We start from the raw sequence: 25,143 nt of genomic DNA, 5'->3' as shown, positions 1-25,143 counted from the left end.
TCAGGCGATCGGTGGCAGACCGGCCAGCTCACGGACCTTCGCGAACAGCTTGGCGCTACCGGCCCCGGGCACCAGATGGGTGGCGACCTCGGTGACGGCCGGTGCACACGGCTGGACGCCAATGCTGGTGCCGGCCCATTGCAGCATGGGCACGTCGGTGGCGGAATCCCCGCAGGCCAGCACCTCGTCGGGGGCCAGGCCGAGGTGCTCGCACAGTGCGGCCAGCGCATTGCCCTTGCCGGAGGCCACCGGCCAGATGTCGTGCAGCGCCATGCCGGAGTGGGTCAGGTTCAGCCCGTCGATGCCGGCGACGGCGGGCTCCAGCGGCGCGATCAGCTCCGCCGGCCCTTCGCACATGATCTTGCGGCAGCACAGCCCGGTCAGGTCCTGGGCCGTGGCCTGGGCAGCGTGCTCGGTGGCTTCGCACCAGGTGTCGTGCTCCTCCCGGGCGATCGCCTCGGGGTTGCCGAAGGCCAGCCAGCGATCGTCGCTGGTGTAGACGTCAATGGCGCCCTGCCCTCGCTCCGTGGACCGGGTGAAGGCGGCCAGCGTCTCGGCCAGCTCGGGAGTGATGGTGAAGCCCACCTCGTGCACCACGGTGCCGTCGGCCAGCTTGGTCAGCGCGCCGTTGTAGCTGATCCGGGTCAGCGGGGTGCCGATGGCCTGGTTGACAATCGCCATCGACTCGTCGAGTCGAGCGCTGGCCAGGGCGACGTCCAGCCCGTCGGCCACCAGCGCCGCCACCCCGGCGGCGGCCTCGGGGGTGATCCGGCTGCCGGTGAACAGCAGGGTGTGGTCCAGGTCGAAGACCGCCAGCTTGATGCTCATTCAGAGTCCTTGATTGTCTTGGCGAGCCCAGGGGTTGGGGCCTGGATCGGCCGGGTTGGGCGGCGGGGGCGTCGGCTGCCACGGGCCGGGGGCGGCCTGCGGCTGCGTCGGGTACTGCTGCGTTGGGTGCTGCTGGGCGGGATGCGGCTGCGCCGGTTGCCCTGGGTATGCCTGCTGCCCGGGGTAGGACTGCACGGGGTAGGGCTGGTGGGGTGACTGGGCTGTGAACTGGCCGGGTTGCATCGGGAACTGCGGCTGCGGAGCGCCCTCCTCACGTACCCGATCCACATACATCACGGTCTGCCAGGCGATGGTCCAGACGCTGAGCACAACGTTGGCCACCGCCCCCAGCAGACTGAACAGGGCCCCGACAGCAGCCAGATCCGGACTCTCCCGGAATACACCTTCGGCCCCCTGGACGATCACGCTGAGGAGGGCGACCAGCCCACAACCGATCAGCAGGAACCAGAGGGTGCGCCAGAACCGACCGCCGGTCAGCTGGAAGGAGCGGCGCAGGGCGTCCATGCCGGAGCGGCCCTCCAGAGCCAGCGCGGGCAGGGTGTAGACCAGTCGGACCTGCAGGTAGACCCCGGCCACCACGAGCACGGCGACAAACAGGAAGGTGGACGTGGCGAAGGCCGAGCTTGCATCACCGCCCTGATGGAGCAGCCCAGCGACGAAGACCGAGATCAGCGCACCGGCCCCGGCCCCGATGGCGCCGGCAAGCCAGACCAGGGGCATCGCACGGCCCGCCGAACCCTGGGTCTGGTTCTCGGCAGAGGACCAGCTCGGCTCCAGCCCGCGGGCCAACTGGTCGACGACGGCCACGGCCAGGGAGCTGAACTTGGCCCAGACCCAGACCGAGGCCGCCGCGACGGCGGCGCTGCACAGCACCAGCACCGGAGCGGTCACCGCCAGGCTGGGCATCGGGTACATGGAGGTGTCCATGGTGGACATGATCGAGAAGATGCCGAGCACCATCACGACCATCATCGGGATGAAGATCAGGGCGGCAGCCACCAGAGCTGCCACCAGGGTGATTCCCAGCAGCAGTCCGAAGCGGCGCCGCAGCACCTTCCAGGTGCCGGCGAACATGTCGCCCAGCCCCAGCGGCGACCCCTTCAACAGCGCGGGCTGGCTGGAGGGCGGGGCACCGTAGGGAGTCGGGTACTGCTGCGGCATCTGGTAGGGCGAGGGGCCAGCCGGTTGGCCGGGCCCCTGCTGGGGGTACATGGTCATGCGTCCCTCTTCCGTTCGTTCTGGGCGACGGAGTCCAGGGCGCCCACCTCGGCCTGCTTCGCCAGGGTGCGCAGCATGGTCCGGTGGTCTTCCCAGAAGCCCTCGTCGGCTGCGCTCATGTTGTCATTGCTGGCGGTCAGCCCCACCTTGCCGTCGATCTGTTCGCGCACGATGTCGGCATGACCCAGGTGCCGGGCCGTCTCCACCGTGACGTGCACCAACAGTCGTTCCAGCGTGGTCGGCTCCGGCCACCAGGGAACCCGCGCCTCGGCGTCCAGGCCCAGCTCCTGGCAGGTGGCATTCGAGGCCGCGATGGCATCGCGGTAGCCCTGGATGATCTCGTCGGCCCGCTCCTCCACCGTGGCGTAGAAGTCGAGCATTCGGTCCGCATCCATCCGCAGGTGCGGCAGATCGGGGTAGGGCCGGCCGAAGGACATCTGGAAGTAGCCGTACTCCACCGCGGCAAGGTGCTTCACCAGGCCGAGCAGGTTGGTGCCCGTCGGGGTCATCGGGCGGCGCAGCTCACCCTCACTCAGCCCGTCGACCTTCCACAACAGGGCCTCACGCTGGGCGTCGAGGTAGCGCAGCAGGGTCTGCTTGGTGGCATTTCCCGAAGTCTGGTTCATGACCACCACGCTAGCGGGCGCCACCGACATTTCTCGGCGAGGCGGCGGCCCGCAGGAATCTGTCAGTGGCGGCTGCCAGACTGTTCGCCATGGTCTTCCGCCTCGACGTGATCGGCGCCGGGCTGCCCGTGCTGGCGGCCCGCGACGAGCTGGAGGCTGCTCTGACGGGCGGGATCGCGGTGCTACAGGCCCCGCCCGGAACCGGCAAGACGACGCTGCTGCCGCCGCTGGTCGCCGGGCTGTTGGCGCCGGAGGTCGGGCGGGTGGTGGTCACCCAGCCCCGCCGGATTGCCGCCCGGGCCGCGGCCCGACGACTGGCCTCGCTGACCGGTGCGCGGTTGGGCGATCAGGTGGGCTTCAGCGTCCGTGGGGAGCACCGCGCCGGCCCGGAGACCCGGGTGGAATTCGTCACCACCGGCCTGCTGGTGCGCCGGCTGCTGACCGATCCGGCGTTGGACGGCGTCGGCGCGGTCATCCTGGACGAGGTGCATGAGCGCTCACTGGACGGTGACCTGGCCTTCGCGATGGTCCGGGAACTGCGTGAGCTGCGGCCGGAGCTGGTGGTGGTGGCGATGTCGGCCACCCTGGACGCCGCTCGCTGGGCCGAGCTGCTGGGCGACGAGGGTTCCCCGGCGCCGGTGGTGGCCATCGCCGCCGACCTGCGTCCGCTGGAGGTCCGCTGGGAACCCGCGCCGCCCGGGGTGCAGCGGCTGAGCGAACGCGGCGTCACCTTCGACTTCCTGGACCATCTGGCCGCCACCACCGCCCGTGCCCTGGCCGGCCTGCCCGAGGGCAATGCGCTGGTCTTCGTGCCCGGCGCGTGGGAGGCGGAGCAGACCGCGGAGCGCCTGCGTACCAAGGGAATCGACGCCGACGCGCTGAGCGGGTCGCTCGATGGGCGACGGCAGGACGAGATCCTCACCGAGCGTCCGGGGCAGCGGGTGATCGTCGCCACCGCCGTCGCCGAATCCTCCCTGACCGTGCCCGGCGTGCGGATCGTCGTCGACGCCGGGCTGGCGCGGGAACCGCGTTACGACCTGGGCCGCGGGATGAGCGGCCTGGTCACCGTGAGCGAGGCCCGGGCCTCCGCCGAGCAGCGCGCCGGCCGCGCCGCCCGGCTGGGCCCCGGCTTGGCAATTCGCTGCTTCCCGCAATCCGACTGGCCCCGCTTACGGCCCTTCACCACGCCCGAGATCGTCACGGCCGACCTCACCCAGGCTGCCCTCACCCTGGCCTGCTGGGGCGCGCCGCGCGGCGGCGGGTTGGCGCTGCCCGACGCTCCACCCGTCGCGGCGATCACCGCCGCGGAGGAGACACTGCGGAGCCTGGGCGCCATCGACGACGACGGACGGGCCACCGCCCGCGGCCGGGCGATCGCCGCCGTGCCCGCCGACCCCCGGCTGGCTCGTGCGCTGCTGGACGGCGCGCCCCTGGTGGGCGATCGGCTGGCCGCCGAGGTGGTGGCTCTGCTGGCCTTGGACGAGCGTGCTCCGGGCGGAGACCTGGAGGCCCTGCTGACCCTGCTGCGGCAAGGTCGGACACCCGTCGCGGCCCGCTGGCGACAGGAAGCGGAGCGGCTTCAGCGGCTGGTTCGCGGCGTCGCCGGGCAACACTCGGGCGTTTCCGGCGGCCAGGCCCTGGCACTGCTGGTGGCGCTCGCCCACCCGGACCGGATCGCGCGGAGACGGGGCGGGCCGGAGTCTGCGGCCTACCTGATGGCGTCGGGCACCGGCGTGGTGCTGGACCAGGCCTCCCGGCTGCGCGGCCAGGAGTGGCTCGCGGTGGCGGAGATGGCCCGCGGCCGGACGGCCGACGGTTCCGGGGCACTCGTGCGGGCCGCAGCACCGCTGACCCGAGACCTGGCCGAGGCGGCCGCGGAGCACCTGCGTCGGGAAGCCACCGACGCGGTCTGGTCCGGCGGCAGGGTCACTGCCCGTCGGCGCGAGTTGCTCGGTGCGATCGAGCTGAGCTCCACCGCGGTGCCGCCCACCCCGCTGCAGGCCCGCGCCGCCATGCTGCAAACACTGCAGCAGCAGGGATTGGGGCTGGATGGCCCCGGCCTGCTCGACTGGCCCGAGCCCGCCGTCGCGCTGCGCCGCAGGCTTGCCCTGCTGCACCACGTCCTGGGTGATCCGTGGCCGGCGATGGATGAGGCGTCGCTACTGGCCCGTGCCGACGACTGGCTGGCCCCCGAGCTGGACCGGCTGGCCGACGGCGTCCAGGCGTCGCGGCTGGATCTGGTCTCCGCACTGCGCCGGCTGCTGCCCTGGCCCGCGGCGGGCCGGCTCGACGAGCTGGTGCCCGAGCGGCTGGAGGTGCCGACCGGATCCCACATCCGGCTGGACTATCCCGAGGACCCGACCGGCCGGGTGGTGCTGGCGGTGAAATTGCAGGAGTGCTTCGGGCTGCTGGACACCCCGCGGATCATCGACGGCCGGGTGCCCATCCTGCTGCACCTGCTCAGCCCTGCCCGACGCCCACTGGCGGTGACCGACGACCTGGCCTCCTTCTGGGCCAATGCCTACCCGGGGGTGCGGGCGGAGAACCGCGGCCGCTACGCCAAACATCCCTGGCCGGAGGATCCGTTGACCGCCCCGCCGCGCCGGGGCACCAGCCGCTCCGGGAAGTGACCAACCAACCGTGAACCCTCAACCAGAACTCGAAACGGCTTCTCGTCGGAGTTTTTCTGGCCCTAAGGTCTGACCCACCGCAGTTCACCGGGCCACGAAGGAGTGCGCATGTCAGATCAGCTGGATCATCGGCCAGTCATCGTCGAATCCAAGAAGCCGCCAAGGGACAACACTCACTGGCTCTACATCGGCGTGATCATCGCCGTGATTGCCGGCATCGTCGTCGGCGTCGTCGCCCCCGAGTTCGCCAAGAGCTGCGCGTGGATCGGCAAGACCTTCGTCAGCCTGGTCAAGATGATGATCAGCCCGGTCATCTTCTGCACCATCGTGCTGGGCATCGGCTCGGTCAAGGCCGCCGCCAGCGTCGGCAAGGCCGGTGGCATCGCGCTGGCCTACTTCATCACCATGTCCACCTTCGCGCTGGCGATCGGCCTTGTGGTGGGCAACTTCCTGCACCCCGGCAGCAACCTGCACATCAAGGCCGGCTCCGGCGCCGAGTACGCGGAGAAGGCGGGCGCCGAGGGTCATGGCACCGTCGCCTTCCTGCAGTCGATCGTCCCCGAGAGCCTGTTCAGTCCGCTGGTGGGCGAGAAGGTGCTGCAGACCCTGTTCGTCGCTCTGCTGATCGGCTTCGCGGTGCAGAAGATGGGCAAGCAGGGCGAGCCGATCCTCAACTTCATCTCCTACCTGCAGAAGCTGGTCTTCCGCGTGCTGACCATGATCCTGTGGGCCGCGCCGATCGGTGCCTTCGGCGCCATCGCCGGCGTCGTGGGCGGGTCCGGCATGAAGGCCGTGTACCAGATGGGCATCCTGATGCTCGGCTTCTACGTGACCTGCTTCCTGTTCGTCTTCGTCGTACTGGGCCTGGTGCTCAAGGTCTTCACCGGCTTCAACATCTTCCAGCTGGTCAAGTACCTGGCCAAGGAATACCTGCTGATCTTCGCGACGTCGTCCTCGGAGTCCGCGCTGCCCAATCTGATGGCCAAGATGGAGCACGTCGGCGTGCAGAAGTCGACCGTCGGCATCGTCGTGCCCACCGGCTACTCCTTCAACCTCGATGGCACCGCCATCTACCTGACGATGAGCTCCATCTTCATCGCCAATGCCATGGGCAAGCCGCTCAGCATGGCCGAGCAGATCAGCCTGCTGGTCTTCATGATGATCGCCTCCAAGGGCGCCGCTGGTGTCTCCGGTGCCGGTCTGGCCACCCTGGCCGGCGGCCTGCAGGCCCACCGACCCGAGCTGCTCGACGGCGTCGGCATCATCGTCGGCATCGACCGCTTCATGTCCGAGGCCCGTGCCATCACCAACTTCTCCGGCAACGCCGTGGCGACCCTGCTGGTGGGCAAGTGGACCAGCACCATCGACACCGGCCGTGTGCGGGAGGTGCTGTCCGGCCAGCACCCCTTCGACTACGCCAGCATGACCGACGGCCACGGTGGTGAGGATGTGCACCTCGGCAAGGTGCCGCATCCGGCCGACGCCCAGTCGCACCTTCCGCCGACGCCCTACCCGGTGCTGCCCAAGGACTCCGCCGAGCACTGAGCCCGCGACGGGGAGCCCCGCAACGAACACGTGGGGGTGTGCGGCCGTTACCCGGCGGTCGCACACCCCCACGCTTCCTGCATTCCAACCCGGCTGCTCCCCGGGATTCGCCCCATGGGTTCCAAGAGGGGCGGAACCCCTCACGCACGCACGAGCCGGAACAGCGGACCATTCTGCCCCATCCGCACGGTGCTTCCAACTGCGGGCCGGTTGCGCAGCAGGTAGGCGATGGCGACGGGCGTGAGGGCGACGGCCTTGGTGTGGGTGCCAGCGGCCTGGTTCTGCTTCATGGTGGACCTCCTGGATTCGTCACCCGGACCTCCCGGGCTGATGACTCCATGGAAGTTCTCGGAGCTGTCCCCCAGCTGTGTTGCGCCTCGGTGGGCGGTGTGAACTCAGAGGCGGGACACCACGTAGTCCACACACCGGGTGAGCTGACTGACGTCCTGGGGATCGACCGCGGGGAACATCCCCACCCGGATCTGGTTGCGCTGCAACGCCCGGTAGGGGAGGACGTCCAGCACTCCATTGGCGGCCAGGGTCTTGACCACGGCGGCGGCATCGATGGATTCGGCCAGGTCGATGGTGCCCACCACCTGCGAGCGCAGCGCCGGCTCCGCCACGAAGGGCGTGGCCCACTCGGTCTGCTCCGCCCACTGGTAGAGCCGGGAGGCCGAATCCTGGGTGCGGGCACTGGCCCACGCCAGTCCGCCCTGGGCGTTGAGCCAGGCCAACTGCTCGTCCATCAGGATCAGCGGCGCCACCGCCGGGGTGTTGTAGGTCTGGTGCTTGGCCGAATTGTCGATGGCCGTGGTCAGGCTGAGGAAGGCCGGGATCCAGCGGCCGGTTTCCGCAATCCGACGCGCCCGCTCGATCGCCCGCGGCGACATGATGGCGAACCACAGCCCGCCCTCACTGGCGAAGCCCTTCTGCGGGCTGAAGTAGTAGACATCGCACTGGTCCAGGTCGACGTCGATTCCGGCGGCGCCGGAGGTGGCGTCGATCACCACCAGAGCGTCGTCATCCGCCCCGGCGACGCGCTGCACCGGGAGCATCACGCCGGTGGAGGTCTCATTCTGTGGCCACGCGTAGACGTCCACGCCCGCGGTGGCGTGCGCGGTGGTGCCCTGGCCGGCCGGAACCTCGATCACCTCGGGCTCGCCCAAGAAGGGGGCCTTGCGGGTCTCGGCGGCGAACTTCTTGCTGAACTCGCCCAGCACCAGGTGCTGCGAGCACTCCCGGACCAGGCCGAAGGTGGCGACATCCCAGAAGGCGGTGGCGCCGCCATTGCCCAGCACCACCTGGTAGCCGTCGGGCAGGACGAAGAGCTCGGCCAGGCCCTCCTGAACGCTCCTGACCAGGTCCTTCACCGGGGCCTGGCGGTGCGAGCCGCCGAAGAGCTCGCTGCGGCTGCCGAGTGCGGCCAGTTGTTCGGGGCGCACCTTGGACGGGCCGGATCCGAAGTGTCCGTCGCGGGGCAGCAGGTCAGCGGGGATGGTCAGGTCGGTCAACGGTCAGCCTCTCGTCCGGGTGCCCTCCATCCTTTCGCGTCCGGCCTCGATTGTCCGCCCCGGGCCGCCGGCTGGACTCCCGGAAAGACTGATCAACTGTCCGGTTCCGAAAATCGACCGCCAGATTCACCGCATTCCGCAGGGCTTGCGCTCAGCCCCCTCCCAAGGGCTGGATCTGGAGGTCAATTCTCGGAAACGGTCCCGGGCGCCGGCCGCTGGGTTGGCGGGAGAGTTCACAGCAGCCGGGTGATCAGCCCGCAGAGCAGGGCGAGCAGCACCACAAAGCTGGTCTGGCAGACCTCGATCAGGGAGCCGAAGGTGTCGCCGGTGAGGCCGCCCAGCCGGCGCAGCAGGTGCTTCTGCCACCGCGCGGCCACCAGCCAGGCGAGCCCCGCGGCCGCCACGAAGGCCAGCATGATGGGCAGCCGCCAGCTGGCGAGCAGTCCGGCGCTGGCGGTGACGGCGATCACGCCCATGGCGTCGGCCAGGGCCGCGGGCCCACGGGTGATTCCGGTGAACAGTGAGCCGAATCCACCCGGGCGGGCGCCGGGAATCCCTTGCACGGTGGCAAACAGGGCCGCCACCCGGCCCACCATCGGCAGGCAGGCCAGCGCCGCCACCAGCCGCCAACCGCCCAGCGCGGCCGAGGACAGGCCGGCCGCCTGCAGCAGCAGGACCAGTACGGCGGTGGCCACCCCCATTGGTCCGATGTCGGACTTCTTCATCAGCGCCAGGGCATCCTCGGGGCCCTTGCGGGAGGCCAGCCCGTCGGCGGTGTCGGCCACCCCGTCCAGGTGCATCGCTCCGGTCACCCCGGTCAGGGCGGCGAGCCCGGCCATCGCGGCCAGGCCGTCGCCGGCGCCGCAGAGCAGCACCAGGGCGGCGGTCGCGGCACTGATCAGGCCGCACACCAGACCGGACCAGGGCAGGGCCAGCATCACCCGTCGATTGACCTCGGGCGTGATGTCCATGGTGGGCGGCACCGGCAGGATGGTGAACATCCCCAGCGCCGTGACAAGGGACTTCACTGGGAATCCTTGACGGTCATCGGGATCCCGGCGACGCAGAAGACCACCCGGTCGCAGGCCGCGGCCACCCGGGAGTTGAGGATGCCCAGCTGGTCCCGGAAGAAGCGTCCGGACCAGTGGGCCGGCACGACCCCCTGCCCCACCTCATTGCTGACGAAGACCACGTCGCGGGAGGTCTGCTCGACGGCGCTGACCAGATCGTCGACGCACGATTGCAACCGATCCCGGGGAGCCTCGACCGGCTCGGTAGCCGGGGCGGGGTCGTTCCAGATGCCGCACTCGTCCATCATCCGAGTGATCCAGACGCCCAGGCAGTCAACCAGCACCACGGCCTCGCCGGGGGAGCCGAGCACGCCGGCGATGTCCGCGGTCTCCAGGGTGCGCCAGTGCTCCGGGCGTCGGGCCTGGTGCAGCGCGATCCGCTCCACCCATTCCGGATCCTCCGGGTCCACCGCGGAGGTGGCGACGTAGTCCACCGCCGCGGCCCCCATCACCAGCTGCTCCGCGTGGGTGGACTTGCCGGAACGGGCGCCGCCCAGCACCAGGGTGCGCATCACTCGTACTCCCCGGTCACGCCGGCGCTGTCAAAGGTGGCCATCTCGCGCAGCACCTTCGCGGCGGTCGTGACGACGGGCAGCGCCAGCGCGCCGCCGGAACCCTCACCCAGCCGCAGATCCAGCGCGATCACCGGCCGCAGACCCAGGCTGCCCAGCGCGGCCTGGATGCCGGGCTCCACCCCGGCATGGCCGGCGATCAGGTAGCCGCGCACCGCGGGGCACAGGGCGACGGCGACCAGGGCGGCGGAACAGGCGATCGCCCCGTCCAGCACCAGCGGCACCCGCTGTTCGGCGGCGCCCAGCATCAGGCCGACCATCGCGGCGTGCTCGAAACCGCCCACGCAGGTCAGGGCGCGCAGCGGATCCGCCGCGGCGGTTTCGGGGCTGAGGCCGTGCACCGCGTAGCCCTGTTCGACCACCTCGCACTTGCGGGCCAGCATCGCGTCGTCGGCGCCCGACCCGCGGCCGGTCACCTCCGCCACGCTCGCGCCGGTGAACAGGCTGGTCAGGGCCGACGAGGGGGTGGTGTTGCCGATCCCGACCTCGCCCGGGACCAGGGCGCGGAAGCCCTCGGCAACCGCCTGCCGGGCGGCCTCCAGGCCCACCCGGATCCCCTGCTCGCACTGTTCGGGTGTCATGGCCGGCGCCGCGGTGAAGTCGGCGGTGCCGCGGGCGATCAGCGCGTCGACGGTGCCCTCGGCGGGGGAGAGCATGCCAAGGTCGAAGACCTTCAGGCCGGCGCCGGCGGCCCGGGCGATCACACTCACCCCGGCGCCACCACGGGAGATGTTGGCCGCCATCTGCACCGTGACCTCCTGCGGCCACGGCGAGACCTTCTGCGCCTGCACGCCGTGGTCGGCGGCAAAGACGCAGACCAGCGCGGGTTCGGGCACCGGCGGCGGGCAGGTTCCCGCGATGGCGGCCAGTTGGTTGCCGAGGATCTCCAACTCACCCAGCGAGCCCGGCGGCTTGGTGAGGGTCAGCTGACGGGCCTCGGCGGCGGCGCGGGCGTCCTCGTCGACGGGGGTGATGCTGGCGACCAGGTCGCCGATGGTGCTGCTCATGCGAACTTCTTTCAGGGTGTGTTGGTTACTGCTGTCTGAGGGAGGCGAGTGCCTCGGCGATGCGGTGGCTGACCTCGGGCTCGCGGACGGCCAGCCGGATCCAGGCCGGGCCCAGACCGGGGAAGGTTTCACCGCGTCGCACCGCAAAGCCCTGCCGGGCAAGGGCTTCCCGGGCCCAGCCGGGGCGCTGGGCGTCGGGGCCGAGCGGGCTGGTGTCCACCAGCACGAAGGGCGCACGCGGATTGGCGACGGTGGGCAGCCCGGCCACTTCCAGCGCCCGCACCAGCAGCGCCCGGTCCTGTTCGATCCGCCGCGCGATCTGGTCGGCCTCCGCCAGGGCTGCGGGCGTGCTGCAGGCGAGCATGGCGTCCAGCGCCGGGGTGGACACCGACCAGGGGGTCTGCAGCCTGGCCAACCGCCTGACCAGCTGCGGGTCACCGACGACATAGCCGGCCCGGATCCCGGCCAGGCTCCAGGTCTTGGTCAGGGAGCGGGTCACCAGGATCCCGTCCATCGTGGCGCCGATCAGGCTGTCCGGCTCGCCCGGGATGGCATCCATGAAGGCCTCGTCCACCAGCAGGATCCGGCCGGGGCGGGCCAGCCGACGCAGGCCGTCGGCCGGGTGCAGCACCGACGTCGGATTGGTCGGGTTGCCGACGATCACCAGATCAGCGGCCTCATCGACTTCGTCGGGGTCAAGGATGAAGCCGTCCTCGGGGCGCAGCAACAGGCGGCGGGGCAGGTGCCCGGCCAGCCGCAGCGCCTGCTCCGGTTCGGTGAACTGCGGATGCACCACCAGGCTGCAGCGATGTGCAAAGGCCCGCGCGATCAGGGTGAAGGCCTCCGCGGCGCCCGAGGTGGGCAGCACCATGGACTCGTCGACGCCGTGCCGGGCGGCCAGCGCGGCCCGGGCCTGGCTGGCGTCGGGGTAGGGCGCCCAGGCCGTTCGACGCTGGGTCAGGCGCTCCGCGAGCCAGTCGGGCGGGGTGGCGGCGTGCACGTTGACGGCCAGATCGACCAGCCCGGCAGCCAGATCGCGATCACCATGGTGGGTCAGGTCCGGTGTCTGGGGCCCCTCGACGGGCTCGGGGATCGGGGTTGCGTTGGGCAGGGCCTCAGGGCACGTGGCGCCGGGCGCGGCCGCCCACGCCGCCGCGGCCTCGGCGAAACGCTGCGCGGCAAGGGGATGCCCCGCCCAGTGCAGGTGCTGGTAGCTGGCGTGCAGGGTCGGGCGGCCCAGCCCGGCCGGATCCCCGGAGACTCCCTCGGCGCGGCCGGCCACATCCCAGGCGACGACAAAGCGGTCGTCGCCCTCCAACGGCGCCAGGTCCACCGCGGTGCGATGGAATTCGTGGCTGGCGACGAGGTCGTCGCGCCTGGTCAGCAGGCTGTCGACAGCTGCCCGGCAGTGCTTGTAGCCCAGCGTGAGCCGAGGCGTCATGGCGGCCCGAAGCGGCAGCGCGCCGGCCATTGGACGGTCGTCCAGTGATTCGCACAGGTAGAGCAGCCCGGCGCATTCGGCGACGGTGGGCAGACCCGCGGCCATCTGGCGTCGGATCTCGGCCAGCAGGGCGGTGTTCCCGGCCAGTTCCTCCGCGTAGATCTCCGGGAAGCCACCGCCGAGGTAGAGCCCGGCGGTTCCGGCCGGCAGGGCGAGGTCGGTCAGCGGGTCGAATTCGGTGACCTCGCAGCCCGCGGCAGTCAGCAGCTCCGTGGTCTCGGGGTAGCGGAAGGTGAAGGCGCGCCCGGCCGCCAGCGCGATCCGCGGCCGCCCGGAAACCGGGGTGACCACGGTGGATGGCTCCCAGGCCGTCACCGCCAGGTCATCGGCGGAGCGGGCCAGCCGCAGCACCAGATCAAGATCAACATGCTGGGCCACCAGTTCGCCGGCGGTGGCCACCATCGCCCGGGCCTGGTCACGTTCGGCGGCCGGCACCAGCCCCAGGTGCCGCGACGGCGTCGCCAGTTCCGGATTGCGCGGTACCGCGCCCACCACCGGCAGCCCCAGCTCCTCGATCGCCCGGGTGCAGGCGTCGATATTGCGCTGACTGCCCATCTTGTTCAGCAGCACCCCGGCCACCCGCAGCTCGGGATCGAAAGTGGCCATGCCGTGCGCAACGGCGGCCACCGTCCGGGAACTCTTGGCGGCATCCACCACCAGCAGCACCGGGGAGCCGGTCAGCTTGGCGATGTGCGCCGCGGAACCGAAACCGGCCCGGCCGATCGTCGGGATGTCCAGTTTGCCGTCGAAGAGCCCCATCGCACCCTCGATCACCGCGATGTCGGCCGGCTCCGGGGCCCGGAATCCGTGTGCCAGCAGGGGAGCGACCAGTTCCGGCCCGCACAGGTGCGCGTCCAGATTGCGACCCGGCCGCCCGGCCGCGAGCGTGTGGTAGCCGGGGTCGATGTAGTCCGGCCCGGTCTTGAACGGCGCCACCCGCTGTCCGCGCGCGCTCAGCGCCGCCATCAGCCCGACGGCCATGGTGGTCTTGCCCGCGCTGGAGGAGGGTGCCGCGACGACGAGCCGGGGGATGGTCACCATTCGATGCCCGCCTGGCCCTTCGCGCCGACGTCGAAGGGGTGCTTGATCTTGGTCATCTCGGTCACCAGATCAGCGGCGTCGATCACCTGCTGCGGCATCCGCCGACCGGTCATCACCACATGCTGCTGCCCCGGCCGGTTCGCCAGGGTGTGGAGCACCTCGTCGACATCCAGCCAGCCATTGGCCAGCACATAGCTGAACTCGTCCAGCACGTAGAGCTTGTGGGTCTGGTTGGCCAGCTGCTCGCTGATCCGCGCCCAGCCTTCCTTGGCCATCGCGACGTGGTCCACCTCCTTGGTGGAGCGCAGCCACGTCCAGCCGGCGCCCATCGCATGCCATTCCACCGGCCCGCCATGCCCGGTCTGCTCGTGCACCTCGTTCAGCGCGGCGAAGGCCGCCTTCTCCCCGGTGCGCCAGTTGGGCGATTTCACGAACTGGTACACGCCGATGCTCCAGCCCTGGTTCCAGCCGCGCAGCGCCAGCCCGAAGGCGGCGGTGGACTTGCCCTTGCCGTCGCCGGTGTTGACGATCAGCCGCGGTTGGTGGCGCAGCTGCTTGGTGGTGAGCTGGGTGTCGGTGACCGGTGGGGTGCCCTGCATCTCAGTTCTCCTTGTCTGATGGGGATTGGGGAGTGGTGGCCAGCGCCAACAGCGCCTCGACGTCAACCTGCGCCTCCAGCGCATCGGCCAGGGTGGTGATCATCGCTTCGCGACGTTCGTCGTAGCCGGGGGCGCTTTCATCGGGCCGCCACGGGTGGCCTTGGCACTCCGCGACGCCGGCCAGCCAGGCCCGACGGAAGTCGTCGTGCTCGAAGGCGCCGTGCCAGTGGGTGCCCCAGGTCTCACCAACCCGCATCCCGTCCAGGAAGTCCTCGTCGGGAGTGCCGACGGGGGTGGGCCGGCCGTGGTGGATCTCGTAGCCGGTGGTCCGGTGCCCGTGCCAGCTGCCGGTGGGGCGCTCCAGCACCTTGTCGGGGTGGAAGTCGACGCGCAGCGGCAGCAGCCCCAGGCCGTCGACCGGGCCGCTCTGGTGGCCCTCCACCTCGTCGACGATTGTCCGCGCCAGCATCTGGTAGCCGCCGCAGATGCCCAGCGTCGCCCGCCCGGCGGCATGCCGGGCGCGGATGGCAGCATCAATGCCCTGCGCGCGCAGCCAGGCCAGGTCATCGGTGGTGGCCCGGCTGCCGGGCAGCACCAACAGGTCGGCCTGGGCGCACAGCTGCGGATCCGCGGTCACGCTGACCCGCACCCCCGGCTCGGCGGCCAGGGCGTCGACGTCGGTGGCATTGCTCACCCGCGGGAAGCGCACGACGGCCACCTCGAAGGGCCTCGATCCCTGTCCCGGTGAGGATCCGGCGCGCCGCCAGGCCCCGATCGCCAGCGCATCCTCGCCGTCCAGCCAGACCCCGTCCAGCCAGTTCAGCACGCCAAAGTTCCGCAAGCCGGTGCGCGCGCTGATCTCGGTCAGGCCAGGCGCCAGCACCTCCGGGTCGCCGCGGAACTTGTTGATCAGGTAGCCCTTCAGCAAGGCCCGGTCCGGCTCGTCCAGCAGGGCCCAGGTGCCGTAGATGCTGGCCAGCACCCCGCCCCGGTCGATGTCGCCGACCAGCACCACCGGCAGGTTGAACTGCCTTGCCAGGCCCATGTTGACGTAGTCACCGCCGCGCAGGTTGATCTCGGCGGGGGAGCCGGCGCCCTCGCAGACCACCAGCTCATGGGCGGCCTCCAGCTCGCGGTAGGCCTCGAAGGCGGCTGCGGCCAGGTGGGTGCGGCCGGTGGCGTACTGGCCGGCCTCCAGAATGCCGTTGGGCTGGCCGCGCAACACCACATGCGCCCGCCGATCCGTGCCCGGTTTGATCAGCACCGGATTCATCGCGGTGGTCGGCTCCACCCGGGCGGCCCGGGCCTGCAGGAATTGCGCGCGCCCGATCTCCCCGTCGCCCACCACCATGGAGTTGTTGCTCATGTTCTGCGCCTTGAACGGCGCGACGTCGATTCCCCGACGCTGGAAGACCCGACACAGCCCGGTCACCACCAGCGACTTGCCGGCATCCGACGAGGTGCCCGTCACCAGGATCCCGGTCATCCGATCCTTCCTCTCACCAGCGCGGCGATTCCCAATGCCCCGACGGCAACCCCCGTCGCGGCCCACTGCACCCGTCGGGCCAGGTCACAGGCGTGCTGCAGATCCTGCGCCAGCGGGCGCGGCCCGTCGCCCAGCAGCCCGCGATGCTCCACTCGCCCGCCGGGGTAGACATTGCGCCCGCCGAGCTGAACGCCCAACGCGCCGGCCCAGGCGGACTCACACCAGCCGCCATTGGGGCTCGGGTGGTCGTGGGCGTCACGCCGCATCACCCGCCAGGCCGGGCCGCGGCGGGGGCCGGCCAGAACACAGGCCAGGCCGCCGGTGATCCGGGCGGGCAGCCAACAGGCGGCGTCGTCCAGCCGCGCCGCCACCATCCCGAAGTTCTCGTAACGGGCATTGTGGTGCCCGATCATCGCATCCAGCGTGTTGATGCCGCGGTGCAGCAGCAGCCCCGGCACCCCGGCAAGCGCCCCCCAGAAGAGCGGCGCCACCACCGCATCGGCGGAATTCTCGGCGACCGATTCCAGCGTGGCCCGGGCCAGTTCCGGCTCGTCCAGCTCGTCGGGCAGCCGGCCACACAGATGCCCCAGTCGCCCCCGGGCCGCGGGGAGATCACCGTCGGCCAGGTGCGATGCCATGATCTCGCCCTCCCGCGCCAGGGAACTGCCGCCGGTGACGGCCCAGGTGGCAAGGGCGGTCAGCCCCAGCTGTGCCAGGGGGTGCCGCCGGCCGGCCGCCTCCACTGCGATCGCCAGCACCGCCAGCGGCGCCAGACAGACGGCCACCTGCCCTGCCCCGGCCAGCCGCTGGTCCGCATAGCAGCGGCGCTCGACGACCGTCGCCCAGCTGCCGAACCACGCCACCGGATGATGCCGCTGCGGGTCGGGCACCAGCCGGTCAGCCAGGGTGCCCACGGCCAGCCCGGCCGCCCTCGCCCCGATCATGCGGCGCCCACTAGGTTGGGCGCATGCAGCCCGTCGCCACTCGCCTGATCCTGGTCCGTCACGGCCAGAGCACCTGGAATCTGGAGGGCCGGCTGCAGGGCCAGCGGCTCGACGTGCCGCTCACCGATCAGGGGCTGGCCGAGGCCCGGGCGGCGGCCACGCGGGTATCCACGCTGGTCACGTCGGCAACGCCGGTGATCAGCAGCGACCAGCTGCGCGCCCAGCAGACCGCGGAGGCGATCTCCCGAGCCCTGTGCGTCACCCCGCGCAACACCGAGCTGCTGCGAGAACAGGGCCTGGGCAGCTTGGAAGGCCGGCTCACCGCCGAGCTCAGCCCGGAGCCCGTTCCGCCCGGCCTCGACATCAGCGAGGTGGCCTGGGGCGGCGGTGAATCGATCCAACAGGTGCACGCCCGCTGCCGCCGCCTGCTCGGCTGGCTGGCCGAGGAATACCCGGCCGCCCCAGCGCTGGTGCTGGTCAGCCACGGCGACACGCTGCGGGTGCTGCTGAGTGTGCTGGAGGGTCGCGGCCACCGCGAGGTGGACTGGTGCGCCATCGGGAATGGCGAGGTGATCCTGCGGGAATGGTCCCCGGGATCCGTGCCGGCACACGCCCGGGGCGGGGCGCGCTGAGACCATTGGCCTCGGCCAGCTGCGCAGGGGCATCCCGGAGTCCTTCACGATCGGGGCGAAGGACTGACCGTCCGCCCTTCGCCGAGGGCAGTTGAGGCGCACCATTGCCAGGCGACCGGGCTCATCCCCGCCGACCAGGGGCCGATGGCGGGGCATCACCGTTGCGGGACAGCGCCGGGTTCACACCGGCTTCGCTGGCAGCGACGCACTGGTGACCGCCACCCGCCACCTTCGCGGGTGTGGACAACCAGCGACAACACCCTAGCCCGCGGCGTCTGGTTCGTGATTCTGGCCTCGAGAAATGGCGGGTCGATCGTCCACTTCCGAGAAAGAACCACCAGACTTTGGCCTGACCATGGGGGTCACGCTGGGGCCATCGAGCCCGGTCGATTCTGGAGGTCGGTTCTCGGAAAGGGCGCTGAGTGCTCACTGAGAGTGGTTCGGTTCGCCTCACAGCCCGCCCATAGCCTGAGTCCAGCCGTGAGACGTTCCCAGCCGGGGGCCGGAAGCAAGAGGAGCAGACATGACGTGGTGGGAATCGATCATCCTGGGAGTTGTCGAGGGTGTGACCGAGTTCCTGCCCGTGTCCAGCACCGGACACCTCACGATCACCGAGAAGCTGATGGGGATGCCGATCGATGACCCCGGCATCACCGCCTACACCGCGATCATCCAGATCGGCGCCATCCTGGCCGCCGTCTGGTACTTCCGCGAGGACATCGTCCGGATCGGCGTCGCCTTCGTGAAGGGCCTGACCAACAAGGGCGCCCGCGATGCCGACTACAACATGGGCTGGGCCGTGGTGGTCGGCACCGTGATCACCTCCGTCGTGGCGCTGCTGGGCAAGGACCTGATCACCGGCGCCCTGCGCAGCATGTGGGTGGTGGCCGCCGGCCTGATCATCTGGTCGGTGGCGATGTACCTCGGCGACCGGCACTCCGCCAAGCTGTCGGCCAGCGAGAAGCGCGGTCTGGAGACCATCACCTGGAAGGACGGCGCCATCCTGGGCACCGTGCAGTGCCTGTCGCTGGTGCCCGGGGTCTCCCGCTCCGGCGCGACCATCACCGGTGGCCTGTTCAGCGGTCTGGATCGCGTCGCCGCCACCAAGCTGAGCTTCTTCCTTGGGATTCCGGCACTGGTCGCGGCCGGTGTCTACGAGGCGGCCAGCGAGGCCTCCCACATCGACGCCACCATCGGTTGGGGCGTCACGGGGATCGGCACCGTCGTCAGCTTCATCGTGGCCTACGCCTCCATCGCCTGGCTGCTGAAGTTCGTCGCCAGCAACACCTTCACCTCCTTCGTGATCTACCGGGTGCTGGTGGGCCTGGCCATCATCGGTCTGCTGCTCGCCAATGTGATCACCGCCGTCTGAACCGATCAGCCTGCGCACGCGGGGCCGCGACCTTCGGGTTGCGGCCCCGGTTCGTTGGACGGCTGGCCGCCCGTGCCCAGCCGATTCTGGCGGTCACTTTTCGGCATCGGATTCCCCACCCGCGCATCGAGCCCACGATTGGGGCTCAGCTCCTCCCTAGGATTGGTCCGTGACTTCCCGCCTCAGCGCCAGCCTCGCGCTGGTCGGTTCCATGGTGTTGTTCGCCGCCAGCTACACCATCACCAAGGTGGCGCTGGTGGACATCGGCCCGATGACCCTGGGGGCCGTCCGGTTCCTGCTGGCCACCGCGCTGATCGCCGTGATCGTGGCGGCGACCCGCGGTTGGCAACGACCAACACCCCGCGATGCGCGCACCCTCGCCATCGGCGGCCTGCTGGGGATCACCGCCTACTTCGCCCTGGAGAACCTGGGCGTGCAATGGTCCACCGCCACCGACGCCACCCTGCTGTCGGCCGCCTTCCCCGCCGTCATCGCGGTCACCGACGTGTTGTTGAACAAGGCCATCATCGGGCGCCGCGGCTGGTGGGGGATCGGTCTGGCCATGCTGGGCTCCATCGCGATCGTCTTCGGTGGCCCGATCGCCAGCACCGATGCCCCCAAACGTCTGTGGGGCGACCTGCTGATCCTGCTGGCCGCCGTCGTCTGGGCGCTCTACACCTTCGCCACCCGGGACGTCGTGACCCGCTATTCATCGTGGACCACCGTGCTCTGGCAGGACGGGGTGGGGGCGCTGGCCTTCATCCCCCTGGCCCTGACGGAGGCGCACACCTGGCGTCGCCCGGCGCACCCGGGGCCCACGATCAGCGCGGTGCTGACCCTCACCGTGCTGTGTTCCGTGCTGGCGATGGTGCTGTACGCCATGGCGGTGCGGCACCTGTCGACGGCGGTGGTTGCCGCCTCGATCAACCTGGTGCCGATGTTCGGCCTGGTGATCGCCCTGCTCGTGCTGAATGAGGGCGTCGGCTGGCTGCAGGTGCTGGGCTGCGCAGTGGTGATCGGCGGCGTCTGGCTCACCCACCGCCAGTAGCGGCCAGTTCAGCGCGCCTCGCGAGTCTCCACCGGCAGGCCAGCCTTCTTCCAGCCGCTGAAGCCACCGTCCAGATGGGCGACATCCTCGCGCCCCATCCGGGTCAGGACCTCCGCCGACAAGGCCGAACGCCAGCCAGACCCGCAGTAGAGCACCAGCCGGCGGCCGTCATCCAGCTCCGGCTTGTAGTAGGGGCTTTCAGGGTCGATCCAGAACTCCAGCATCCCCCGCGGCGCGTGTTTGGCCCCGGGGATCAGGCCGTCGCGCTCCAGCTCGCGGACGTCGCGGATGTCCACCAGCAGCACGCCCGGGTCGTCCAGCAGGGGCAGCACCTCATCGCGGCTCAGGGTGGTGATCTTCTCGTTCGCCTGCGCTACCAGACTGGCGGCATTCAGTGGGAGTGGGCTTCCGGGTTCGCGGGTCATCTCGGCACCATTCGTCGTTGAATCCTGCGGCGATTTCCAGCCTAGACGGCCGGGGGCTGCGACGATGGACCCATGCGGGTGGCTGCGATCAGTTACGGCACGGAGGGCGACGTTCGTCCCCTGGTTGCGCTCGGTGAGGCGCTGCGGGCTGCCGGCCACGATTTCCTGCTGGCGGGTGATGCTGGCTCCCAGCCGCTGGCCCGCGCCCATGATGTCCGTTATGTTCCGCTGGCCGGTGGTCTGCGGCAGCGGCTCGGCGGGCGGGACGAGATGGCCGACTTCATTCGCAGCGGCGACTCCACCCTGTCCGGGCTGGGGGTTCTGCGACGCCTGTTGGCCCAGCACCTGCACGGCTGGACGACCGATCTGCTGGCCGCCGCGGGGGAAGCGGACGTGGTGCTCTCCAGCGGTCTGTCGCTGCCTGCCGGCTTCAACGCCGCCGAGGCGCTGGGCGTGCCTGCCGTCGCCGTCTTCTTCCAACCCTTCGAGCCCGGCGACGGTCGCCGCTCCGCGATGCTGCCGCACGGCATCCCCGACGTTCTGCAGCGGCCGCTCTTCCGTGCCGGGAACTTGGCGGGCTGGTATGCCGTGCGGGACCTGCTCAATGGCTCCCGACGCCAGCTGGGTCTGCCCGTCAGGGTCCTTCCCTGGCAGGATTATCAACAGCTCGGGGCATGGTCGCCGAGTCTGCTGCCGGGCCCGGTCGAGACATGTGACGGGCCGGGGCTGTGTGTCACCGGGGACTGGCCGCTGGCGCCACCCGTCGGCTTCCGCCCGGATCCGGCCCTGGCCGACTTCCTGGCTGCCGGTGAGCCGCCGATCTATGTCGGCTTCGGCAGCATGAGCCTGCCGCCGGGGCTCCTGCCCACCCTGCTGACCGGCCTGGCCGGCCGTCGGGTGCTGCTGGCCTCCGGCTGGGCGGGGGAGGTGCCGGAGCGGCTTTCGGCCGATCTGCACGTGGTGGAGCATGTGCCGCATGCGTGGCTGTTGCCGCGGGTGGCAGCGGCCGTGCACCACTGCGGCGCGGGCACCACGCATGCCATGGTCCGCGCGGGTGTGCCGAGCATCCCCGTGCCGATCACCGTTGACCAGCCCTACTGGGCACGGCAGCTCTTCCGGCTGGGGCTGGGCACGCGCCCGCTGGATCCGCGACGGCTGAGACCCGAGGACGTTGCGGTCGCCGTGGGCCAGGTGGATTCCCTGCTTCCCCGGGTCCGACAGGTGAGCATTCGGCTTGGGACGGAGGACGGGCCGGCCACCGCGATCACCCGGCTGCGCCAGATCGCGGGATGAGGTGGGATGTTCGGGCTAGTCGCCCAGGTCTTGGGCGATCTCCCAGCTGTGGCCGTCGGGATCTCGGAAGGTGGCGGTGCGCATCCCCCAGGTCTGGTCGGTGGGGTCGGTGTCAAAGTCGACGCCGCGGCCCTTGAGGGTCTCGACGACGGTGTCGATGTCGTCCACCCAGATGCTGAGCTGGGAGCGCAGCCCCGAATCCTTGCTGCCCACCGCGGCCGGTGTCACCAGACGGTCGCCCTCGGAATCCAGCAAAAGGTTCAGCACGACGCTGCCCAACCCGAAACCGATCGACTTCCCATCGCGCCACAGTGGCTCCTCGGCGAAGGCTCGCGAGTAGAACTCCTCCGCCGCATCCTGGTCTGCCACCAACAGGGTGATGGCCGACAGGGCAGGTGTGAACGTGGGCTCGTGGGGATCCATGCCGCCCACCGTAGCCGGAGCGGGGCTCGGTTTGGCGGGAGTCCCCCGGTTGGGACGCCTTCCGAAAAGGGGCCGCCAGATTCCGCCTGAGGCGGCTGATCCAGGCCCTCCCGCGTGCACCAGGCCTGCCGGTGTCTCGCCAGCGTGGCGCAGAGACTCTCGGTTGGGCCCGGGTGGCTAGGGTTCGCAGGTGAGCAGCTCCGTGAACCCTGTGCCCGGCCGCGGCACCCGTTACCTGGCGCTGGGAAGTCTGGTGTTGATGGGGGTGTTGTGGGGCAGCACCTTCTTCTCCATGAAGGACCTCACGGGCCGCCTTCCGGTACCCGACCTGCTGGCCGTGCGCTTCCTGATCGCCGCGGTGACGCTGGGGCTGGTCTTCTGGCGGCACTGGCGGATGAGTCGTCGCACCCTGCTGCACGGCACCATCCTTGGGTTGATCTACGGCACGGCCCAGCTGGTGCAGACCGTCGGTCTGGCGCACACCGCCGCTTCGGTCTCCGGCTTCGTGACCGGGCTGTACGTGGTGATCACCCCCTTCCTGGCGGCCTGGCTGCTGCGAGAGCGGATTGCGCTGCTGACCTGGTTGGCGGTGATGCTGGCCGCGCTCGGGCTCGGGGTGCTGACTCTGGACCTCTCCTCCGGCGTCGCCATTGGTTTCGGGGAATCGCTGACCCTGGCCAGCGCGGTGATCTACGCCTGCCACATCGTGGCTGTGGACCGGTGGTCCGAGGGAGATGACGCCATTGCGTTGACCATGGTCACGCTGGCGGTCGTGGCTCTGGAGTGCGGTCTTGCCGCGCTGCCGGGTGGGATCCAGCTGCCCTCGGGGCGCACGGATTGGCTGTGGATGCTCTACATCGCCGTGATTGCCGGGGCCATCCCGATCTTCCTGCAGGTGTGGGCACAGGCGGTGGTGGAGTCCACCACCGCGGCGGTGTTGATGGCCGGCGAACCGGTCTGGGCGGCGGTCTTCGCGGTGCTGCTCGGTGGCGAGCGGCTCACCTGGCAGATGCTGGCCGGCGGCGGATCGATGTTCGCGGCGATGATCCTGGTCACCATCCTGCCCAAACTGCGCAGTCGCCAGCGGGCGAGGGGCTGACCCGGGCCAGATTCCTCACCGGGCGCGCGTCCGGCGAGTCCTCCCGTGAAGTTGGTCGCGTGGCCATTTCCGAAAATTGACCTCCAGATTCCGCCTGTCGCCGGGATTCACGCTCAGACCCCTGTGGAGTGACCAAATCTGGAGGTCAATTCTCGGAAGCGAACGAACCTGAGAACTTGTCCACACCCCTTCCGGGCTCACATTTTCTGTGGATGGGTGACACCGCTTGCACATCCTGTGGACATGACATCCATCACCGCAGAGGCACAGGGGCTCCTCGAGAGCGTCGGCGTGCTGCGCCGGCGGGAGGAACCCGCACTCGCCCACGGCCTGGACCATCTGGTCAAGACCGGCCGGGCGGTTGCCGTCCTGCCGGGAATCGTGGTTCCGTCGGCCAAGAAGGATGACCCCGCCACCCTGGCGGCCGCCGTCGCGTTGTGGGACCCGGACGCAGTGGTCACCGGGCTGGCCGCTGCCCACCTCTCCTTCTGGGAGAACGCCAAGGTCGAGACCATCACCGTGATCACCCGGCGTCGTCTGCCCAACCGCGGCAAGTACCGCTTCATCCGCGCCAAGATCGACCCCGATGACGTGGTCGAGGTGAACGGCATCCGCCTCAGCAGCGCCACCTGGACGGCCGTGTGGCTGGCCAAGGCGGATCATGGCGAGGCCACCGATGAAGCCCTGCGCGCCCTGCAGACCACACCGGAGGATCTGCGCGAGATGATGGCGGGCTTCAAGTGGCGCCGGGGCAATCGGGAGCGGCGCTTCATCGTCCGCAACAGCAGGGAGAAGCCCTGGTCACAGATGGAGCGGATGGCCCACGAGGCGCTCCGCGAGGCCGGCATCACCGACTGGCGCGGCAATTTCGTCTTCCATCTGGGTGGGAAGCAGTGGCCAGCCGACATCGTCTTCGAGAAACTGCGGCTGGTGATCGAGTTGGACGGCTTTGAATTCCACTCCAGTCAGCAGACCTTCCACGACGACCACGAGAAGGCCGCTCTGCTGCTGGCGGAGGGGTGGATCACGGTGCGCTTCAGTTGGGTGCAGATCCAGGATCGGGAGGCCTTCATCGCCCTGGTGCGCAGCGCGATGGCGCTGGCCGCCCGCGCCGCAGCCTGATCCGCTGGGGGCCAGCTGAAGAAGGCCGGCCCGGCGTGCTTGTGCTGAGGGCAAGCTGAGGTGGTCGTACGCCGTGGTACCGCCTGGTCGATACCCTTGGGAGACGGCGCACGTTCGCGCCGTCCCATTTTCTTCGGGGGGAGAACCTTGACCGACCTGACCATCCCAGTGCCGGACGACATCCAGATCGTCGCCTTTGACCTGGACGACACCTTGGCGGCATCCAAGTCGCCGGTGCAGCCCGCCATGGCCCAGACGCTGGCCGATCTGCTGGCCGAGCGCCCGGTCTGCATCATCTCGGGCGGTCGCTATGAGCAGTTCCAGAGGCAGGTTCTGGAGAATCTGCCCGAGGGCACCGACCTGACCAATCTGCACCTGATGCCCACCTGTGGCACCCGTTACCTGCGCAATGTCGACGGTCGGTGGACCGAGATCTACGCCCACAACCTGCCCGAAGCGGACAAGCAGGCCGCCATCGAGTCCTTGGAGAAGCGCGCCAAGGAGCTCGGCCTCTGGGAGAGCGACGAGATCTGCAAGGGCGACCGGATCGAGGATCGCGGTTCCCAGATCACCTTCTCCGCCCTGGGGCAGCAGGCGTCGGTGGCCGACAAGCACGCCTGGGATCCGGACATGACCAAGCGCGCCGCCCTGCGGGATGCCGTCGCCGCGGACCTGCCGAACCTGGAGGTGCGCTCCGGCGGTTCCACGTCGATCGACATCACCATGAAGGGGATCGACAAGGCCCACGGGATGCGCGCCCTGGAGGAACAGACCGGCATCAAGCAGGCCAACATGCTGTTCATCGGTGACCGGCTGCAGCCCGGCGGCAATGACTACCCGGTCTACGAGATGGGGATCGCCTGCCATGCGGTGGAGGGCCCCGAGGAGACCAACAGTTACGTGCAGGAACTGGTTGCGGGGTTCAAGCAGGGCTGACCAGCCCCACACGGTCTCGCGACGGCCGTCCGCCTGGTGCGGGCGGCCGTCGTGTCATGTCGGCGTCATTGCTGCGGCGGACAGGGCGCACCTTCGCAGCAGGGACGGATCCAACCGCATCCGTCGCAGCGCTCGTGGGATGTCTCCCAGCGCATCAGCGTGCCGCAGTTGGGGCAGGGCTCGGTCAGTTCGGC

23 protein-coding genes are annotated in these 25,143 nt (G+C 70.2%); 9 read left to right on the top strand and 14 right to left on the bottom strand.

Going from position 1 to position 25,143, the window contains the following annotated elements; translation table 11 throughout:
* The 3 genes from AAEX57_RS07055 to AAEX57_RS07045 are packed head-to-tail and all read right to left on the bottom strand — an operon-like array spanning position 1 to position 2,693.
* The gene (locus AAEX57_RS07055) at positions 1-828 is read right to left on the bottom strand and encodes an HAD-IIB family hydrolase (protein WP_342091635.1); all 828 of its coding nucleotides are present in this window, start codon (positions 826-828) and stop codon (positions 1-3) included.
* On the bottom strand, positions 829-2,067 hold the full coding sequence (locus tag AAEX57_RS07050; protein ID WP_342091634.1) for a glycerophosphoryl diester phosphodiesterase membrane domain-containing protein: 1,239 nt from the start codon (positions 2,065-2,067) through the stop codon (positions 829-831).
* Positions 2,064-2,693, bottom strand: a complete 630-nt coding sequence (locus tag AAEX57_RS07045) for a DinB family protein (protein WP_342091633.1) — start codon at positions 2,691-2,693, stop codon at positions 2,064-2,066. Before AAEX57_RS07045 ends, AAEX57_RS07050 begins: the two co-directional genes overlap by 4 nt.
* An 89-nt stretch (positions 2,694-2,782) precedes the next feature.
* On the opposite strand from AAEX57_RS07045, the gene hrpB reads away from it, so the two are divergent.
* Positions 2,783-5,323 (top strand): ATP-dependent helicase HrpB, encoded by a 2,541-nt coding sequence (gene hrpB / locus AAEX57_RS07040; protein WP_342091632.1) that lies wholly within the window; start codon positions 2,783-2,785, stop codon positions 5,321-5,323.
* 108 nt (positions 5,324-5,431) lie between these two features.
* On the top strand, positions 5,432-6,868 hold the full coding sequence (locus tag AAEX57_RS07035) for a cation:dicarboxylate symporter family transporter (protein WP_342091631.1): 1,437 nt from the start codon (positions 5,432-5,434) through the stop codon (positions 6,866-6,868).
* Positions 6,869-7,008: 140 nt separating this feature from the next.
* Here AAEX57_RS07035 and AAEX57_RS07030 read toward each other — a convergent pair whose 3' ends face one another.
* The 9 genes from AAEX57_RS07030 to AAEX57_RS06990 all read right to left on the bottom strand — a co-directional run bounded on the left by AAEX57_RS07030 (position 7,009) and on the right by AAEX57_RS06990 (position 16,599).
* The gene (locus tag AAEX57_RS07030; RefSeq protein ID WP_342091630.1) at positions 7,009-7,158 is read right to left on the bottom strand and encodes a hypothetical protein; all 150 of its coding nucleotides are present in this window, start codon (positions 7,156-7,158) and stop codon (positions 7,009-7,011) included.
* A 105-nt stretch (positions 7,159-7,263) separates the two neighbouring features.
* Complete coding sequence (gene serC, locus AAEX57_RS07025) at positions 7,264-8,379, bottom strand: phosphoserine transaminase (protein WP_342091629.1); 1,116 nt, start codon at positions 8,377-8,379, stop codon at positions 7,264-7,266.
* Between the two features lie 233 nt (positions 8,380-8,612).
* Positions 8,613-9,407: an adenosylcobinamide-GDP ribazoletransferase gene (locus tag AAEX57_RS07020; RefSeq protein WP_446721109.1), complete on the bottom strand. Its 795-nt coding sequence runs from the start codon at positions 9,405-9,407 to the stop codon at positions 8,613-8,615.
* Positions 9,404-9,961: a bifunctional adenosylcobinamide kinase/adenosylcobinamide-phosphate guanylyltransferase gene (cobU, locus tag AAEX57_RS07015; RefSeq protein WP_342091641.1), complete on the bottom strand. Its 558-nt coding sequence runs from the start codon at positions 9,959-9,961 to the stop codon at positions 9,404-9,406. The genes AAEX57_RS07020 and cobU overlap by 4 nt, the downstream gene beginning before the upstream one ends.
* The gene (gene cobT, locus AAEX57_RS07010; RefSeq protein WP_342091628.1) at positions 9,961-11,028 is read right to left on the bottom strand and encodes a nicotinate-nucleotide--dimethylbenzimidazole phosphoribosyltransferase; all 1,068 of its coding nucleotides are present in this window, start codon (positions 11,026-11,028) and stop codon (positions 9,961-9,963) included. The genes cobU and cobT overlap by 1 nt, the downstream gene beginning before the upstream one ends.
* A gap of 25 nt (positions 11,029-11,053) precedes the next feature.
* Positions 11,054-13,570: a cobyrinate a,c-diamide synthase gene (locus AAEX57_RS07005; protein WP_342091627.1), complete on the bottom strand. Its 2,517-nt coding sequence runs from the start codon at positions 13,568-13,570 to the stop codon at positions 11,054-11,056.
* A complete protein-coding gene (gene cobO, locus AAEX57_RS07000) occupies positions 13,564-14,169 on the bottom strand; it encodes a cob(I)yrinic acid a,c-diamide adenosyltransferase (RefSeq protein ID WP_342091626.1) in 606 nt (201 codons plus the stop codon). The genes AAEX57_RS07005 and cobO overlap by 7 nt, the downstream gene beginning before the upstream one ends.
* Before the next feature lies 1 nt (position 14,170).
* Entirely contained in the window at positions 14,171-15,655 is a 1,485-nt protein-coding gene (locus AAEX57_RS06995) for a cobyric acid synthase (RefSeq protein WP_342091625.1), read from the bottom strand.
* Entirely contained in the window at positions 15,652-16,599 is a 948-nt protein-coding gene (locus AAEX57_RS06990; RefSeq protein ID WP_342091624.1) for a cobalamin biosynthesis protein, read from the bottom strand. Before AAEX57_RS06990 ends, AAEX57_RS06995 begins: the two co-directional genes overlap by 4 nt.
* A gap of 23 nt (positions 16,600-16,622) precedes the next feature.
* Between AAEX57_RS06990 and AAEX57_RS06985 the strand changes: the two genes are divergently transcribed.
* From AAEX57_RS06985 to AAEX57_RS06975, 3 genes are all read left to right on the top strand, one after another.
* The gene (locus tag AAEX57_RS06985) at positions 16,623-17,231 is read left to right on the top strand and encodes a histidine phosphatase family protein (protein ID WP_342091623.1); all 609 of its coding nucleotides are present in this window, start codon (positions 16,623-16,625) and stop codon (positions 17,229-17,231) included.
* A 523-nt stretch (positions 17,232-17,754) separates the two neighbouring features.
* Positions 17,755-18,603 carry an undecaprenyl-diphosphate phosphatase gene (locus tag AAEX57_RS06980; RefSeq protein ID WP_342091622.1) on the top strand — a complete coding sequence of 283 codons (849 nt, stop codon included), beginning with the start codon at positions 17,755-17,757 and terminating at the stop codon, positions 18,601-18,603.
* A 169-nt stretch (positions 18,604-18,772) separates the two neighbouring features.
* Positions 18,773-19,651 (top strand): DMT family transporter, encoded by an 879-nt coding sequence (locus AAEX57_RS06975; RefSeq protein WP_342091621.1) that lies wholly within the window; start codon positions 18,773-18,775, stop codon positions 19,649-19,651.
* 8 nt (positions 19,652-19,659) lie between these two features.
* On the opposite strand, the gene AAEX57_RS06970 is transcribed toward AAEX57_RS06975, so the two are convergent.
* Positions 19,660-20,076, bottom strand: a complete 417-nt coding sequence (locus AAEX57_RS06970) for a rhodanese-like domain-containing protein (protein WP_342091620.1) — start codon at positions 20,074-20,076, stop codon at positions 19,660-19,662.
* A 78-nt stretch (positions 20,077-20,154) separates the two neighbouring features.
* On the opposite strand from AAEX57_RS06970, the gene AAEX57_RS06965 reads away from it, so the two are divergent.
* The gene (locus AAEX57_RS06965; protein WP_342097770.1) at positions 20,155-21,369 is read left to right on the top strand and encodes a glycosyltransferase; all 1,215 of its coding nucleotides are present in this window, start codon (positions 20,155-20,157) and stop codon (positions 21,367-21,369) included.
* A gap of 15 nt (positions 21,370-21,384) precedes the next feature.
* Here AAEX57_RS06965 and AAEX57_RS06960 read toward each other — a convergent pair whose 3' ends face one another.
* Positions 21,385-21,792 carry a VOC family protein gene (locus AAEX57_RS06960; protein WP_342091618.1) on the bottom strand — a complete coding sequence of 136 codons (408 nt, stop codon included), beginning with the start codon at positions 21,790-21,792 and terminating at the stop codon, positions 21,385-21,387.
* Positions 21,793-21,982: 190 nt separating this feature from the next.
* On the opposite strand from AAEX57_RS06960, the gene AAEX57_RS06955 reads away from it, so the two are divergent.
* The 3 genes from AAEX57_RS06955 (at position 21,983) to AAEX57_RS06945 (ending at position 24,949) form a co-directional block, all read left to right on the top strand.
* A complete protein-coding gene (locus tag AAEX57_RS06955) occupies positions 21,983-22,891 on the top strand; it encodes a DMT family transporter (RefSeq protein ID WP_342091617.1) in 909 nt (302 codons plus the stop codon).
* Between the two features lie 243 nt (positions 22,892-23,134).
* Entirely contained in the window at positions 23,135-24,013 is an 879-nt protein-coding gene (locus AAEX57_RS06950; protein ID WP_342091616.1) for a DUF559 domain-containing protein, read from the top strand.
* A 156-nt stretch (positions 24,014-24,169) separates the two neighbouring features.
* The gene (locus tag AAEX57_RS06945) at positions 24,170-24,949 is read left to right on the top strand and encodes an HAD-IIB family hydrolase (protein ID WP_446721110.1); all 780 of its coding nucleotides are present in this window, start codon (positions 24,170-24,172) and stop codon (positions 24,947-24,949) included.
* The last annotated feature ends 194 nt before the right edge of the window (positions 24,950-25,143 follow it).

It is taken from the genome of Luteococcus sp. H91, assembly GCF_038433135.1.
Taxonomy (GTDB): Bacteria; Actinomycetota; Actinomycetes; order Propionibacteriales; family Propionibacteriaceae; genus Luteococcus.
Note: the sequence above shows the minus strand (reverse complement) of the source record. Positions and strands in the feature narration are given on the sequence as shown.

Coding starts and splice junctions, on each gene's coding strand:
- AAEX57_RS07055 (WP_342091635.1), bottom strand. CDS start 828: ATGAGCATCAAGCTGGCGGTCTTCGACCTGGACCACACCCTGCTGTTC.
- AAEX57_RS07050 (WP_342091634.1), bottom strand. CDS start 2,067: ATGACCATGTACCCCCAGCAGGGGCCCGGCCAACCGGCTGGCCCCTCG.
- AAEX57_RS07045 (WP_342091633.1), bottom strand. CDS start 2,693: ATGAACCAGACTTCGGGAAATGCCACCAAGCAGACCCTGCTGCGCTAC.
- hrpB (WP_342091632.1), top strand. CDS start 2,783: ATGGTCTTCCGCCTCGACGTGATCGGCGCCGGGCTGCCCGTGCTGGCG.
- AAEX57_RS07035 (WP_342091631.1), top strand. CDS start 5,432: ATGTCAGATCAGCTGGATCATCGGCCAGTCATCGTCGAATCCAAGAAG.
- AAEX57_RS07030 (WP_342091630.1), bottom strand. CDS start 7,158: ATGAAGCAGAACCAGGCCGCTGGCACCCACACCAAGGCCGTCGCCCTC.
- cobU (WP_342091641.1), bottom strand. CDS start 9,961: ATGCGCACCCTGGTGCTGGGCGGCGCCCGTTCCGGCAAGTCCACCCAC.
- cobT (WP_342091628.1), bottom strand. CDS start 11,028: ATGAGCAGCACCATCGGCGACCTGGTCGCCAGCATCACCCCCGTCGAC.
- AAEX57_RS07005 (WP_342091627.1), bottom strand. CDS start 13,570: ATGGTGACCATCCCCCGGCTCGTCGTCGCGGCACCCTCCTCCAGCGCG.
- cobO (WP_342091626.1), bottom strand. CDS start 14,169: ATGCAGGGCACCCCACCGGTCACCGACACCCAGCTCACCACCAAGCAG.
- AAEX57_RS06995 (WP_342091625.1), bottom strand. CDS start 15,655: ATGACCGGGATCCTGGTGACGGGCACCTCGTCGGATGCCGGCAAGTCG.
- AAEX57_RS06990 (WP_342091624.1), bottom strand. CDS start 16,599: ATGATCGGGGCGAGGGCGGCCGGGCTGGCCGTGGGCACCCTGGCTGAC.
- AAEX57_RS06985 (WP_342091623.1), top strand. CDS start 16,623: ATGCAGCCCGTCGCCACTCGCCTGATCCTGGTCCGTCACGGCCAGAGC.
- AAEX57_RS06980 (WP_342091622.1), top strand. CDS start 17,755: ATGACGTGGTGGGAATCGATCATCCTGGGAGTTGTCGAGGGTGTGACC.
- AAEX57_RS06970 (WP_342091620.1), bottom strand. CDS start 20,076: ATGACCCGCGAACCCGGAAGCCCACTCCCACTGAATGCCGCCAGTCTG.
- AAEX57_RS06960 (WP_342091618.1), bottom strand. CDS start 21,792: ATGGATCCCCACGAGCCCACGTTCACACCTGCCCTGTCGGCCATCACC.
- AAEX57_RS06950 (WP_342091616.1), top strand. CDS start 23,135: ATGACATCCATCACCGCAGAGGCACAGGGGCTCCTCGAGAGCGTCGGC.